Raw genomic sequence first — 13389 nt, forward strand, 5'->3', positions numbered from 1 at the left:
CTCAAGCACCCATCGCTGTATAGCGACGCACCCCAGCGCGCCAAGCAATTACCACCAACGGCAGCAACAGCATCAACCAAAACAACTGAGCCGCAAAGCCAGCAACAAAATCAACAGGCAAACCCGCCAGAACCCGTGCCGGAAAATCAATCAGATAGGGAAACGGTGTCCAGAAACAAACCGTTCGCGCCGCATCTGGGAAGGCAGCAATAGGGACCAACCAACCAGAGCAATAGAGATATGGAATCAATAGCAAGCGCTCTAAAGCACTAGCCTTCTCACTCCAAAAACAGAGTGCGGCAATCAAACTCTGTAGCAAAAAATTGATACTAAAAGCCAGCAAGATGGCCAGACAAGCCAACAAGAACTGGCCAAGCGACGGTAACCAAAAAGACGTTGGATAAAGCAAGAAAAAAATGGCTGCAATGCCAATAGAAAAAGGAAAACGAGTGACTCGTTCAGCCACATGAGCAGCCACATAACGCCAAAGTGGATGCAGAGGCTGGAGCAAAAAGGGAGATAAACGCCCGAGCAAGGCATCCTCCTCAAAGGCAAAAACCACCCAAACCACTGAAAACTGACGCACCATGAAGACGCTGAGGTAATAACGGGCCAAGCCCACCCCCTTGAAGCCAAATGACGCTCCAGCATCACTTTGACTCCAAAGGCTCAACATGATGAAAGGCAGCACACCCGAGAGAGCCCAAAGAGCAATCTCAGCGCGATACTGAACCATGTTGGCGTGCTGAGAAGCCAACAAGGCCCTCACCACAGGCCAAGACAGGCCAGCAATCTTCATACAACCCTCCCCTTACGGAACAGGCTGCCAATCAATTCATCGATCGGTGGATCATTAACTTCAAGATCCAAAACATCAAAATTGGCCAGCAGACGTGCCACAACCTCAGTGAGCTCACTGCGTGAAACCAGAAGACGCACGGCTCGATCATCCAGTGCTTCCAACTCGCCATAACCGACGAAGTCTTCCGGGGAAGCTGACCGATTGAGCTCAAGACGAACCTGACGGAAGGGAGACAGGCTCGTGGCTAATGCATCAAGGCCACCATCGTGAATGAGCTCTCCTTGATGAATCAATAACACCCTCGAACACAAAGCAGTGATGTCGGCCATGTAGTGACTTGTCAGCAACACCGTTGCGCCCGTTTGACGGTTGTACTCGGCCAGGAAACTACGCACCCTCGCCTGAGCATTCACATCCAAGCCAAGGGTCGGTTCATCAAGAAAAAGCACCGAGGGACGATGCAATAGGGCCGCTAATAACTCAGCCTTCATGCGCTGTCCAAGGGACAACTTACGCACCGGGCGGGTGAGCTCTTCTGCGATCTCCAACATCTCCGCCAACTCATTAATGCGGTATCGGGCCTCCTTCTCTCCAATGCCATAGACCGCAGCATTGACCGAGAGCGAATCGAGTGGCGGCAAGTCCCAGATCAGCTGCTGCTTCTGACCCATCACCAAAGTGATCTGCTTGAGAAAAGCAGCCTGACGTCGCTGAGGCACATAACCAGCGACATGGACCCTTCCTGCGCTGGGATGAATTAAGCCGCAAAGCATTTTCAAGGTGGTGGTTTTTCCCGCACCGTTGGCACCAAGAAAGCCCACCATTTCCCCTGGCTGGATGCTGAAGCTCACATGACGAACCGCTTGAACATCATGAGTCTTGCGGCGAAAAAAATGGTTGAGCGTGCCAACAAAACCAGGGCTCTTATCCGCGACTTGATAGGTCTTACTGAGCTGCTCTACCTCAATCACCACATCAGCCCAAATCGGACAACCGCTGACGCGCAAGCTCAGCCTGAGCCTCAGCCTCAGCAAGGTTGGATTGGCATTCCTCAACGACGTTCGGCGGAGCTTTGATTGCGAAATTCGGATTGGCCAAGCGACCCGCCAGACCAGCAATCTCTTTCTCTGCCTTAGCTAAATCCTTCTCCAAGCGACCCCTAAGAGCATCCAGATCCACCAATCCATCGATGGGCAACAGCACTTGCAACTCCCCACTAACACCGGCTAAGCAGCGCTGCGTCAGATCAGCACTGGTCGCCACCACCACGCTCTCAGCACGCGTGAGAGCTGTGATATCCGCAGTCGCCTGCTCTAACAAAGCCGCCAGCTCAGGGCGGCCTGTAATGAATTGAACCGGCACCGTCTGAGCTGGCTTCAGACCAGCAACTGCACGCAAATTACGCACCACCCGGATGGCCTCAATCAGCTCAGTAAACGACAGCTCAAGAGCGTCATCAAGAAATGATTTATTGCTTGCTGGCCAGCTTTGCAAAGCCAGAAAAGTATCTTTGGGCGCACCAGTTAACCCATGCCAAAGTTCTTCGCTCAAATGAGGCATTAATGGATGAAGCATCACCAATAGATCCGCAAGCACCTTGGCCAACACCTGACGAGCTGTGCACTGATCCGCCAGAACTTCACCACTGGCATCTTCACCCGGATGTAGCCGTCGTTTACTCAGCTCTAAATACCAGTCGCAAATATCGTTCCAAGCGAACTCATAAAGGCATTTAGCCGCCTCACCAAGGCGATAACTGTCGTAGCGCTCAGCAACATCGCAATTCATGCGAGCTAGGCGAGAAAGAATCCAACGATCCGCGAGTTGCAAGCTCGCGGGATCAGGCTCACCAAGCGACGCCGGCGTCTCTCCACCCAGATTCATCAGGGCAAAACGAGTGGCATTCCAGAGCTTATTAGCGAAGTTCCGGGCCGCCTCCACTGTCGCGGAGGTGTCGCTCTTACGGTCGTAATCCAAGCGGATGTCTTGACCAGCTCCGGCAACTTCACGCACCAGAGCAAAGCGCAAAGCATCGGTGCCATAACGCTCAATTAGCAACAACGGATCAATACCATTGCCGGCGCTTTTGCTCATCTTGCGATTCTGCTCATCCCGCACCAAGCCATGGATATAGACGTCTGCGAACGGCATGCGACCGGTAAAGGCACCAGCCATCATCGTCATCCTCGCCACCCAGAAAAAGATGATGTCGAAGCCTGTGACCAAAGTGCTGGTGGGATACCAACATTCAAGGTCTGCACTCTCTTGATCAGGCCAGCCCATGGTGGAGAAGGGCCAAAGACCACTGGAAAACCAGGTATCAAGAACATCTTCATCCTGCTGGATGACCACAGCCTCTCCAAACTGATCACGAGCCTGCTGCCATGCCTCCTCCTCCGAGCGAGCCACCAGATAAGGAGTGGCATCGGTCAACTGATTGTGAGTCTCACTGACAACAAACCAGGCAGGAATGCGATGGCCCCACCACAGCTGCCGGCTGATGCACCAATCACGAATCTCAGTGAGCCAATCGCGATAGACCTTTTGCCAACGATTGGGTACGAAGCGAGGTGCTCCATGATCCAAACACTGATGGCAACGGGCCGCTAGAGGTTCCATACGCACGAACCACTGAGTGGAAAGCAAAGGCTCCACCGGCACCTTGCCCCGGTCGGAATAAGGAACGCTATGGCGATGGGGCTCCACTTTCACCAATAGGCCCTCCTCCTGCAAGGCCGCCACCACTGCCTTGCGGGCCTCAAAGCGATCCAGCCCCTCAAAACGACCGGCATGACCATTCATGCTTCCGTTTTTGTTCATCACCGTGATCTGAGGCAAGTCGTGCCGCCGTCCAATCGCAAAATCGTTGGGGTCATGGGCGGGTGTCACCTTGACGCAACCAGTCCCAAAATCCTGATCCACATGATCATCAGCAATCACGGGAATCTCTCTTCCCAGCAGGGGCAATGTGAGGGTTTGACCCACCAAATGGCGATAACGCTCGTCGGCCGGATTCACCGCAACAGCCACATCGCCAAGCATGGTTTCAGGGCGAGTTGTGGCCACTTCAAGATGAGTAGTGCCATCAGCGGCTGGGCCACCCGTTAGGGGATAGCGCAAGTGCCACAAATGACCATCGACTTCCTTCATCTCAACCTCCAAATCGCTCACTGCCGATCCGGAAGCCGGGCACCAATTCACAAGGTACTCACCTCGATAGATCAAGCCCTGCTCATGTAAGCGAACAAAAGCTTCACGAACAGCCGCACTGAGACCTTCATCCAAAGTGAAGCGCTGACGCTGCCAGTCAACCGAGTAACCCAAGCGGCGAAGCTGATCAACAATCCGCCCACCGCTTTCCTCCTTCCAGGCCCAGGCACGTTCAAGAAAGGCCTCCCGGCCTAAGTCATAACGACTGATCGCTTCAGCCTTGAGCTGCTTTTCAAGAATGGTCTGCACAGCAATCGATGCGTGATCGGTCCCAGGCAGACAGAGCACATTTTTTCCTTGCAAGCGCTGAAAACGCACGATTGTGTCGATCAGAGCCGTATTGAAGGCATGCCCCATATGCAAACTGCCGGTCACGTTTGGGGGGGGGATCACCACCGAAAAAGGCTCGCCTGCAGCCTGTGGGTCAGGGTGAAAAGCACCACTCTCCTCCCATGCGCACTGCCAGCGACTCTCAGTACCAGCTGGGTCATAGGTCTTAGCAAGGGCATCAGCCGCCTGAACAAAGGCTGGGTCTGCGGCGCTCAGCTCAGTCACGATGGAAGTGGACGGCATTCGAACCATGCTCGCAAAAGGCCGCGGCGCATCCATGACGGCTCGAAACCATCACCCGCATCACTGAGAAACTTTCCAAGGAATAGCGACTAGCGCATCAAGCCTTTGCCAACGACTGCGGTCGGAATCAACCCTTTCCAGCAACCCCACCTGATCCAATGCCCTGGAAGCCTGCTGGGGTGTCACTACGGCCCCAGGTGCTATAGACATCACCAGCACTTGGGGCTCAGCTGGATCAGCCATCAGCTGCAATTCGAGATCCTCCAAGGTTCGTTCGTAAAACAACCCGCGCAAGCGACCCGTCAACCTTGGGCCCAGAGCCTCGGCAAATAACTCCAGGCTCTCGCGCTCTCCCGACAACCCACAGTTGAGCGCCATCCAGATCAGCAACTTGGCCCAACTATCCACCGTCCAGAGGGGCTGAAAGCTATCCCGGTGCTGCCGCACCAGCTCAGCCAAAGCAAAATCAACCAATTTGCCCTGAAACAGAATTGCTTGGGAATCGTCCATGGCAGACATCCTCTCCTCCAGAAGGCAGACTGATGAGGTGTCTAATCCGGCAGGGCCCATGACCCTGGATCTGAACGATCCCGAACTCGAATTTTCGAATTTGGTGGATGCCTACATCACGTGGGTATTGGCCGTGATCAATGATGAAAAGCTCGAATCTGAGGATCAGCTGCTCACTGATGAGATCTCTGAAGATGCGCTCAATGCGATGCGCTTTCTTCCAGGAGACGTGACCAGCGCCATTGAAACCAGCCTGGCGCGCGTCTATGACGTTGATGCAGAAGAACTCGCCAACCTGCTTTTCCCAGAAGACTGAACTTGATCGCTGACCCCCTGAGCTGCTCATGAGCTGCCTAGGAAGCATTCGTTAGATCTTCTTCACTGATCGATGAGGCATGGTTCCGCTGGATGCCAGATCCCCCAAGCAGACATGGCACTTGCTGGCAACTCCATAGAGCAGATGATGAGATGGGCAAAGTTAAGGCAACGAAGCTGGCAAGGTCAGCACGTTCGATCAGGACCATTCAGGTATGGCAGCATCGGCTGGCTGAACACACTGGACGCACTCGCTTGAGAGCAAAGGGGACATCTCAGGAGAAGCTTTTCAAAAACCAGATCTCAAAACTTGAGCTCTAGGAATAGTGTCCAGCAACGAAGCAGGCCCAATCAAGACTGATACAACGGCCTGGTCGCAAGCAATCGCAAGGATCGTTGGGAGGTGTTCGCTCAGTGATCACAGCTCATCTACAAAACTCAGAGCGATTTCCAAGATTGGCAAACCCGCCACAATCACCCACGTTTAGGCAAGAACTAAGACAACTCTTGCAAAAAGGAACAATGGCCCAACAACAAACCGCATCAATCCTCAATATTTTGAGCGAAAAAGTAGGCAGCGTGAAGACATTGCCTGGCGGTGCTGCTCTTAGCAAGTAGAGCTAACGGGATCGACTAACAAACTGAAAACAGTGTGATTGATGGCTTCAGATTCCATTCAAGCGCAATATCAGTGCAATCGTCTTGAACAATCAGCCACGTAGAGCACACAACCAAACTGGAGAAGGCAAAGGCGAAAACCTATAAAACAATCAAAGCACCGCCCTAGCATTGCCACTAAAGGCTGAGCTCCATCCTGCAAAGACAAAACAACTTGGCGTATAAGATTGATTTAAAGGATTTCTCTAAGCACTTTTCACCATGTCAGAGACCCAAGCTCTCTACGTACTATTGGCCCCTACCGGCCAACTGACCGGCAATGGGCAATTACGAGAAACAATTCGCGAACGTCGGAAGCGCAATGGCGACGATGTAGCTTTTTGGTACCTTTCTCCTGAACTGGTTCAGAAATTCAATCTGCCTGGAACAGGAGTGGAAGCAGTGGTTGCCAACGAACTCACAGCAATCAATTGGCTGAAAATGCGCTTTGGTGGTGAGAGTTGCAGCATTCAACTAGATGTTGATCAATTACATGAACATGCAAGTTCATTACCACCGGCACCAACAAATAGGGATCTTAGTATTCAATAAATAATTGCACTGGCAGTTGATACGGGTGCTCAATCAACACCAAGCCAACACTACAAACTCATCTGCTAGCGAAGCATTAAAAAAATACCTATCCTTACTACATTGAAAAAACACTTTCACATTCTTGCTACTCATATGACATCCCTTCACAAGATCACAATCCACCACCGCCAAGCAGGCCGCACAATTACTTTTGATGTGCCAGATGGGGAATATATTCTGCGCTCTTTCGAGTCACGTGGAGAGCAGCTGCCTTTTTCATGCAGAAATGGCTGTTGCACAACATGCGCCGTAAGAATTTTATCTGGCGAGATGGATCAAACGGCTGGTATTGGCCTTTCAAAAGAAATGCGCGACAAAGGATATGGGCTGCTTTGCGTGGCAAGAGCAACTGGAGATCTAGAAGTTGAGACTCAGGATGAAGATGAGGTCTACGAAATGCAGTTCGGCAAAGATTTGGGTAGCATTAAATCTAAAGCGGGCAGCCCTTTTGATCTGTAAGCATACTCAATCAACAAAGCCTACAGAAATATAACTTGTATTGTACGCTGAAGAAAACTCTCAGGATTTCATCAAGTCTTCTTCAGCAGAAGAATTTATCCATAGCGAACTGCATTTGTTTTCTGCATTGGCAAGGCGAACTGCCTAAGAATCAATGAAACAAACTTACTAAGAGCTACCGGCTTAGCCAAGCCAGAGCTTTCCCTCCAATGACGAAATGCCTTTAAGATCTGCACACGCATCTCAAGGAATTTGCCATCATCGAAGTTGTAAACCCAAGGGAATGCATTGCGAGAAGTGTTATTGGTTTGAATGATCACCTCCTCATCAAAAAGGACAGGGTCGATACCCAAAAGACCGTAGAAATCACCCCGCTCGCAAACAGTGAGTGTGTGAGTAAGAAAAACACTCCAAAGGAAAAAGCGGCTTAGCAGTTTGCCTCGGAAGCCTTTGGTCATTCCTGGCCAGCAGCGCATCATCAGATTGATGCAATCACCATGACGATTTTCGTCCTGACACCATGGCTCAAAAAAGTCAAATAAAGGCGCACATACCCTCTCTGGATTATCATTCAAGTGACGGTTAATCAAGATATAACGCCAATAGCCAATCTTCTCAGAAAGATATAAGGAATAGAGCACCCAGCTGAGCGGGAAAAATGTGGCCGCTCTTTTGTTGCCTAAGTTTGGCAAATCAACATTAATTCCTTCTGCCTTTAATGCCCTACCAAGAAAACCTGCATGACGAGCTTCATCCCTTGCTAAAAATGTAAAAAACTGCCCCAATTCCTGACGGCCTGCTTTCTTGAATCTATTTGAGATCTCCTTAAAGAGTAAAAATCCAGAAAACTCTGAGACCACAGAGCGAACCAAATAGCTCTCATAAATAGCCTTGTCCTCAGGAGAGAGTTCAGAAAGGCGCTCTAGAGAAGCCTTGCGATCAAAATGTTTCAGGTTGTAGTCTGCTTCCATCTCTTTAAACATCGCCTCAAAATCTTTGCGGGCGATGTCAAGATCAGTTTTGGCTGCCTTATCGAATTCTGTGGTGTAAAAACGCGGAGTCAGGAGGTTGTCATCAAGGTGTGGTGGTAGTTCATTCCTCCCTCCTCCTCTCATGGTAGGGGCAGTAGCAGTAGTGGCCGTCATCACCTTGCTCTAACTGGCAAGTGATCATAAGGCCTTTGCTTTAAAAATCGTCCTTTTCCTTAGGCAATCGCAAAATACACCGAGTATCCAAATCACAACACAGGAACACAAGCAGCCTGGATACAGCCAATCGCGCCCAAGAACCCGCAAGATCTAGAGGCCTCAAGGCTGATCAGCAATCCTGTAACTACAAGCCTGCAGGGGCTTCGGCCCAGACAGCAATCCAGCAAGGACGCTAAAGCTAATATAACGCTATTGCGTTAATATACCTCATCAAGTCTCAGCAGGTCACGCTAAGTTTATTCTGTTTTATACAAGTTATTGATATGGAGCTCCTCGCCGAGTACTTCAAAGTGTTCTCAGAGCCCAATCGCCTGGCAGTTCTTGAGGCACTCAGGAGCGGGCCTCTCAACGTAACCGCCGTTGTTGAAAAAACTGACCTAAGCCAGGCCCTGGTATCGAAACACCTGAAGCTGCTGACCATCGCTGGAGTGGTGCATCGCCGCCCCGAAGGGTCCCTCGTGTACTACGAGGTGATGGACAAGGCTGTGTTCAAACTCATTAGCCAGGCGCAAAAACTGATCATGACCGCCCGCCGCCAACAGCTCGACGAGCTCTCCTCCATCATTTGATGGAGGAGATCCCTTCCCTTTGCCCACAAAACCTCGACCAATTACGACAAGCCCTTCCTGATGGCAAGCGTTGTTTTCCAGGCCTTCAGCTCATTCAAGTCGATGGTCTTGATCTCGATCTATCAAGCTGCGAACTCACCGACAGCTGTTTCAAGGAAGCCCGCTTTGGTCATGCCCAGCTAAGCAATGCCAACGTCCAGGGCTGCTGTTTTCAAGAAGCCTTGCTATGGGGGGCAGATCTTTCCAATCTTCAAGCTCAGCAATCGTTTTGGCACGAAGCTGACCTCTCCGGATCCCGTATGCAAAAAGCAGACTTCAGCGAGGCTGTCATGCATCGCTGTTGCTTAAGAGGCGTGATTGCTGCCAGCAGCAGATGGCATCACACCCGGCTAGTCGAGGCAGATTTCCGTTCAGGACTCGATCAACTCACTGACCTAGGCAAAGCAGATTTCCACAACGCAGACCTTAGTTATGCCCTGCTACAGAGACCCAATCTGCACGGAGCCAACCTGCTTGGCTGCTGCCTCTACGGCACATCCTTTAGCGAAGCCGATCTGCGCGAAGCAAGCCTACGTGGATGCGATCTGAGAAACAGCAAGCTAGAAGGAGCCCAGCTGGAGGGCGCACGCCTTGAGGGAGCCCTGCTACCCAAAGGCCTAAAACCTTAAAACTCAAAACCAATCAATCCATTGCTAAGCCCATGGCAAGGCGCTGATGCTGATCTTCATTAGGCCTGCCAATGCAGATCTTTCCAAACCGCTACCGAAAGGATTAAGCCTCAGCAGTAATACACCCTGCTAAACAGATAGAACATCAAGCGGCATTGGCTAAGTCCCCTCTTAACCCCATCGCTCCCATGGGTGCACCCTCCCCTGATCAAGACATAGCAGCGATTAGGCGGAATTACCAAAGAGCAAGCCTGCGCAGTGTCGACCTAGATGCCGATCCAGTGGAGCAATTCCGTCGCTGGCTTCAGCAAGCCATCGCAGCTGATCTGCAAGAGTCCACAGCCATGGTGCTCAGCACCTTTGATGGCAAACGCCCCAGCAGCCGCACAGTGCTGCTCAAAGCCTTTGACAAGCGCGGATTTGTGTTCTTCACCAATTACGGCAGCCGAAAAGCCCAAGACATTTCTGCGCATCCGAATGTGAGCCTGCTATTTCCCTGGTATGACCTTGAGCGGCAAGTCGCAATCATGGGCCCTGCTGAGCGCATCAGCAGAGCTGAATCTCAGACCTATTTCAGCTCAAGGCCCTTCGGGAGTCGCCTTGGGGTCTGGGTATCGCAGCAAAGCCAAGTGATCAGCTCGCGCCAGATCCTGGAAATGAAATGGCAAGAAATGAATCGTCGCTTCGCCAATGGTGAAGTACCCCTCCCTGAGTTCTGGGGTGGCTTTCGGGTGGCTCCGATTGAATTCGAATTCTGGCAGGGACGCGAGAACCGGCTAAACGATCGATTTCGCTACCGACCCCAACAAGACAGCAACCATGCGCAAACCTGGCGCATCGAGCGCTTAGCCCCATGAATTAATTGATCAAGATGAGCTTGAGCCGCAATGGCTTGCTGTCAGCTTGGATGAGTTGGATGTCCGTCGTGTCTGATCGGTATGGAGTCCACCACCCCCAGCCATCAATGCATGATGCGGATGGCTCCCTACCTAATCGGTCGCCCACGCCGCGGCGTCGTGGGAGGCAGCCGTTATGCCTGCAAGTTACGGGAATCCATTCGCCAAGCAGCCAATGATCCAGAGCGCAAGCCCGTCTTAATCAGTGGTGAAAAAGTCTTAGAAAAAGGCAGCATCGCCAGACTGGGCATTCCAGCTCTGCCGATCAACGCCTTCTTTTGATGAGCTTCGATGACAGCAACATAGGCGGCCCAGGCGTTGAACTTTTTGGCACAGAAGACTCTCATGAACTTTCTCTCCTCTATTGCCTAGGAGAGGGAAGCTCACAGCAACTTTTGCCGTCAGTAGCGATGTCAATCTGAACCTTGGTCAACGGCGCCAAAAAAGCAACAACACCAGACAAAGAACCCCAATCAAAGGCCCCGGCGGCAGATCCAGCAAAATCGCCAGCATTAATCCGCCACTGCTCAGCAGCACACCAGTGCCAGCAGAGCGCAGCATCAAGACGCGCAGACTCTCGCTGCGATCAAGATTCACCAGCACAGGAGCGCAAAGCAGGGCAATCACAAGCACAACACCAACGGCAGTGATTGCGCTGATCACGACCAAAGCGGTGATCAGAATCGTGATGAAACGGATCTGCATGACCGGTCGTCGCGCCGCGATCGCTCCCTCCTGATCCACACCGAGAAACACAAGATCCTGATAACGACTAAGCAACAGCAGCAGCAAGGCAGCGGCAGCGATCAGCGTCCGGATCACATCACTACCGTTGCCAGCAAGCATGTCTCCAAAAAGAAGGGCTTCCAGATCGATTCGCGCTTGCAGCAGGGGCACCAGCAGCACCCCCAGGGCAGTGAAACCCGCCAGCACGGTGTTCATTGCGCCCTCCTCCCGACCTTTGAAGCGATGGTTGAGCTGTTCTGCCAGCAACGCACCAAGCAGACCGCTCAGCAAACCACCGATTAGGGGATCCAGCTCGAATGCAAGCGCAAGCACCAGCCCTGGCAAGACCGAATGGGCCATCAGATTGGCTAAAAGGATGCGTCGCTGAGTAATCAGCAGAGCACCAGTCGTCGGGCAGATCACCCCAACCATCAGAGCCAGGATCAGTGGCGTTAGCCACCAAACGCCCAAGTCATCCACAGCAGTGACTGCCCATCATGCAAGTCATGTCGGTGAGGTTTTGGCGAACTTCATCGGGGGTGCCACAGGCAAGGACCGTACCGTCGAGCACCACCACTCGGTCATAACTGTCGAGGGCACTGCCCCAATCATGGCTACTCACGAGTAGGGTTTGTCCCGATTCTGCTTGCTGGCGCATCACTGTGAGTAGGTGTTCACGCGTCGGCGGGTCGATGGCGCTGCAAGGTTCATCGAGCAGCAAGATGCTGGTCTGCTGCATCAGTGCCCGTGCCAGCAGCACCCGCTGCTGCTGGCCTCCTGACAGCCGGTCGAGCCGTCGAGCACCGAGACCATTCAGCCCAACCTGATTGAGTAGCTGCTGGGCAGAAAGCTGCTGCCCTGGATTGCGCGCACGCAGTCTTCCCAACTCCACCATCTGCGTCACCGTGATCGGAAACGACCAGTCGATCGACGCCCGTTGTGGCATCAAAGCAATACTGCCGTTGCTTTCAATCGTGCCCTGATTCGCTCTAAGGCAACCCTGAATCAAATGAAGCAGGGTGGACTTACCAGCACCATTAGGACCGACGAGGGCTGTGAGCGTCCCAGGGTGAAGGTCGAGATCAACGCTCTTAATGGCAGGGCAGTTGTCGTAGTCATAGGAGACCCCTCGCACGCTGAGGCTCGGCATCGCTGAGGCAATGCCAACACCGAACTGATGAAGACCTTGGTCCTGTCTTGGAACTGAAACAAGAGAACGCACAGAACCCCGACTGGTCATAAAAATGGGAATCATTCTCATTTTAGAACATCTTGGCTTCAGCTCGCCGTATCACACCTTCAGCCATAAACGCTCTACTTGTTCTAGCCACAGTCTCTGCTACTCCAGTTTCTGCACAGGCAAGTCAGCCAACCGTGGTCGCCATTGATGGTGTGCTCTGTGATCTCACTCGCACCCTTGTGGCCTCAGATGCCAAGGTGGTTTGCCTGATTCAACCGGGTAGCGATCCCCACAACTACAGGCTCAAACCCAGCGACCGACAGGCTCTGAGCAGTGCGAGTTTGGTGTTGCACAACGGCTACAACCTCACCCCAAGTGCAAACAAAATCAGCGGCTCAACCAAGGTGGTTGCCGTGGCGGAGAAAGCAATACCCATTAATGAGGACTTAGACCCCCATGTCTGGCACGATCCCGCCAATTCAGCCGCGATGGTGACCGTTATTGCTGAGCGTCTCGCTCCTGTCCTGCCTTCTACTCAACAGTCTGCCTTGACTGCTCGGGCCGCAGAAGCAATTAACGTGCTCAATCGCGTTGGTGATTGGGGAGGCAAGCAGTTCGCCACGATTCCTGAGAATCAGCGCGTTCTCGTGAGTGAACACAAAGCTTATAGCTACCTCACGAATCGATATGGGCTACGACAAATCACCATGCTCGATTCCTTTACCACCGGAGGCGTTTTGCGCCCCTCTAGCCTTCGAACGATCACAGCTGAAGTGCAAGGCTCCGGCGCCCAAACCCTTTTCCCTGAATCTCTACCTGTCAGCAAGACCCTGCGCCGCATCAGCCGCAGCACTGGTCTGCCTGTGAATGGCACCCCTCTGTTCGCCGATGGCCTCGCTCCCGATCGCTCCACAGTTGGCACGGCAACGCTAAACATTTGCACTGTCGTCCAAGGCCAAGGAGGCCAGTGTGATCAGGCCGCTGCCGATGAACTGATGGCGCGTTGGTCCGCGATTCGTTAA

Annotated in this window: 15 protein-coding genes; 8 read left to right on the top strand and 7 right to left on the bottom strand. The window is 52.5% G+C overall.

The features are described 5' to 3' along the window. Window position 1: 1 nt before the first annotated feature. From SIB41_RS11030 to SIB41_RS11045, 4 genes are read right to left on the bottom strand one after another with little or no spacing between them, the layout of a single operon-like run. On the bottom strand, window positions 2-799 hold the full coding sequence (locus tag SIB41_RS11030) for an ABC transporter permease (protein WP_063420706.1): 798 nt from the start codon (window positions 797-799) through the stop codon (window positions 2-4). After that, window positions 796-1773 (bottom strand): ATP-binding cassette domain-containing protein, encoded by a 978-nt coding sequence (locus SIB41_RS11035; protein WP_063420868.1) that lies wholly within the window; start codon window positions 1771-1773, stop codon window positions 796-798. The genes SIB41_RS11030 and SIB41_RS11035 overlap by 4 nt, the downstream gene beginning before the upstream one ends. Window positions 1774-1777: 4 nt before the next feature. Continuing rightward, on the bottom strand, window positions 1778-4585 hold the full coding sequence (locus tag SIB41_RS11040) for a valine--tRNA ligase (protein WP_413358964.1): 2808 nt from the start codon (window positions 4583-4585) through the stop codon (window positions 1778-1780). 60 nt (window positions 4586-4645) lie between these two features. Further along, window positions 4646-5095, bottom strand: a complete 450-nt coding sequence (locus SIB41_RS11045; RefSeq protein ID WP_413358967.1) for a protein phosphatase — start codon at window positions 5093-5095, stop codon at window positions 4646-4648. Window positions 5096-5153: 58 nt separating this feature from the next. Here SIB41_RS11045 and SIB41_RS11050 point away from each other — a divergent pair, with 58 nt between their 5' ends. The 3 genes from SIB41_RS11050 (at window position 5154) to SIB41_RS11060 (ending at window position 7120) form a co-directional block, all read left to right on the top strand. Further along, entirely contained in the window at window positions 5154-5411 is a 258-nt protein-coding gene (locus SIB41_RS11050; protein ID WP_063398958.1) for a hypothetical protein, read from the top strand. Window positions 5412-6289: 878 nt separating this feature from the next. Continuing rightward, entirely contained in the window at window positions 6290-6619 is a 330-nt protein-coding gene (locus SIB41_RS11055; RefSeq protein ID WP_063407577.1) for a hypothetical protein, read from the top strand. Between the two features lie 135 nt (window positions 6620-6754). Then, entirely contained in the window at window positions 6755-7120 is a 366-nt protein-coding gene (locus SIB41_RS11060) for a 2Fe-2S iron-sulfur cluster-binding protein (protein WP_011131559.1), read from the top strand. 95 nt (window positions 7121-7215) lie between these two features. Here the strand turns inward: SIB41_RS11060 and acsF are convergent, their stop codons facing one another. Next, window positions 7216-8265: a magnesium-protoporphyrin IX monomethyl ester (oxidative) cyclase gene (gene acsF / locus SIB41_RS11065; protein WP_413358970.1), complete on the bottom strand. Its 1050-nt coding sequence runs from the start codon at window positions 8263-8265 to the stop codon at window positions 7216-7218. Between the two features lie 326 nt (window positions 8266-8591). Here acsF and SIB41_RS11070 point away from each other — a divergent pair, with 326 nt between their 5' ends. The 4 genes from SIB41_RS11070 to SIB41_RS11085 all read left to right on the top strand — a co-directional run bounded on the left by SIB41_RS11070 (window position 8592) and on the right by SIB41_RS11085 (window position 10743). Beyond that, window positions 8592-8897, top strand: a complete 306-nt coding sequence (locus SIB41_RS11070; RefSeq protein WP_011131561.1) for an ArsR/SmtB family transcription factor — start codon at window positions 8592-8594, stop codon at window positions 8895-8897. Continuing rightward, window positions 8897-9565, top strand: coding sequence for a pentapeptide repeat-containing protein (locus tag SIB41_RS11075; protein WP_413358972.1), 669 nt, complete (start codon window positions 8897-8899; stop codon window positions 9563-9565). Before SIB41_RS11070 ends, SIB41_RS11075 begins: the two co-directional genes overlap by 1 nt. 188 nt (window positions 9566-9753) lie before the next feature. After that, window positions 9754-10422, top strand: a complete 669-nt coding sequence (gene pdxH, locus SIB41_RS11080) for a pyridoxamine 5'-phosphate oxidase (protein ID WP_413361525.1) — start codon at window positions 9754-9756, stop codon at window positions 10420-10422. Window positions 10423-10503: 81 nt separating this feature from the next. Continuing rightward, window positions 10504-10743 (top strand): hypothetical protein, encoded by a 240-nt coding sequence (locus SIB41_RS11085; protein WP_063420711.1) that lies wholly within the window; start codon window positions 10504-10506, stop codon window positions 10741-10743. Between the two features lie 147 nt (window positions 10744-10890). On the opposite strand, the gene SIB41_RS11090 is transcribed toward SIB41_RS11085, so the two are convergent. Beyond that, on the bottom strand, window positions 10891-11667 hold the full coding sequence (locus SIB41_RS11090) for a metal ABC transporter permease (RefSeq protein ID WP_063420712.1): 777 nt from the start codon (window positions 11665-11667) through the stop codon (window positions 10891-10893). After that, window positions 11660-12337 carry a metal ABC transporter ATP-binding protein gene (locus SIB41_RS11095; protein WP_413361527.1) on the bottom strand — a complete coding sequence of 226 codons (678 nt, stop codon included), beginning with the start codon at window positions 12335-12337 and terminating at the stop codon, window positions 11660-11662. Before SIB41_RS11095 ends, SIB41_RS11090 begins: the two co-directional genes overlap by 8 nt. A gap of 122 nt (window positions 12338-12459) precedes the next feature. Between SIB41_RS11095 and SIB41_RS11100 the strand changes: the two genes are divergently transcribed. After that, window positions 12460-13389: a metal ABC transporter substrate-binding protein gene (locus SIB41_RS11100; RefSeq protein ID WP_413358975.1), complete on the top strand. Its 930-nt coding sequence runs from the start codon at window positions 12460-12462 to the stop codon at window positions 13387-13389.

It is taken from the genome of Prochlorococcus sp. MIT 1201 (genome assembly GCF_047303415.1).
In the GTDB taxonomy this organism is placed as follows: Bacteria; Cyanobacteriota; Cyanobacteriia; order PCC-6307; family Cyanobiaceae; genus Prochlorococcus; species Prochlorococcus marinus_D.

Coding starts and splice junctions, on each gene's coding strand:
- SIB41_RS11030 (WP_063420706.1), bottom strand. CDS start 799: ATGAAGATTGCTGGCCTGTCTTGGCCTGTGGTGAGGGCCTTGTTGGCT.
- SIB41_RS11075 (WP_413358972.1), top strand. CDS start 8,897: ATGGAGGAGATCCCTTCCCTTTGCCCACAAAACCTCGACCAATTACGA.
- acsF (WP_413358970.1), bottom strand. CDS start 8,265: ATGACGGCCACTACTGCTACTGCCCCTACCATGAGAGGAGGAGGGAGG.
- SIB41_RS11085 (WP_063420711.1), top strand. CDS start 10,504: ATGGAGTCCACCACCCCCAGCCATCAATGCATGATGCGGATGGCTCCC.
- SIB41_RS11050 (WP_063398958.1), top strand. CDS start 5,154: ATGACCCTGGATCTGAACGATCCCGAACTCGAATTTTCGAATTTGGTG.
- pdxH (WP_413361525.1), top strand. CDS start 9,754: ATGGGTGCACCCTCCCCTGATCAAGACATAGCAGCGATTAGGCGGAAT.
- SIB41_RS11040 (WP_413358964.1), bottom strand. CDS start 4,585: ATGCCGTCCACTTCCATCGTGACTGAGCTGAGCGCCGCAGACCCAGCC.
- SIB41_RS11055 (WP_063407577.1), top strand. CDS start 6,290: ATGTCAGAGACCCAAGCTCTCTACGTACTATTGGCCCCTACCGGCCAA.
- SIB41_RS11095 (WP_413361527.1), bottom strand. CDS start 12,337: ATGCCGAGCCTCAGCGTGCGAGGGGTCTCCTATGACTACGACAACTGC.
- SIB41_RS11045 (WP_413358967.1), bottom strand. CDS start 5,095: ATGGACGATTCCCAAGCAATTCTGTTTCAGGGCAAATTGGTTGATTTT.
- SIB41_RS11060 (WP_011131559.1), top strand. CDS start 6,755: ATGACATCCCTTCACAAGATCACAATCCACCACCGCCAAGCAGGCCGC.
- SIB41_RS11070 (WP_011131561.1), top strand. CDS start 8,592: ATGGAGCTCCTCGCCGAGTACTTCAAAGTGTTCTCAGAGCCCAATCGC.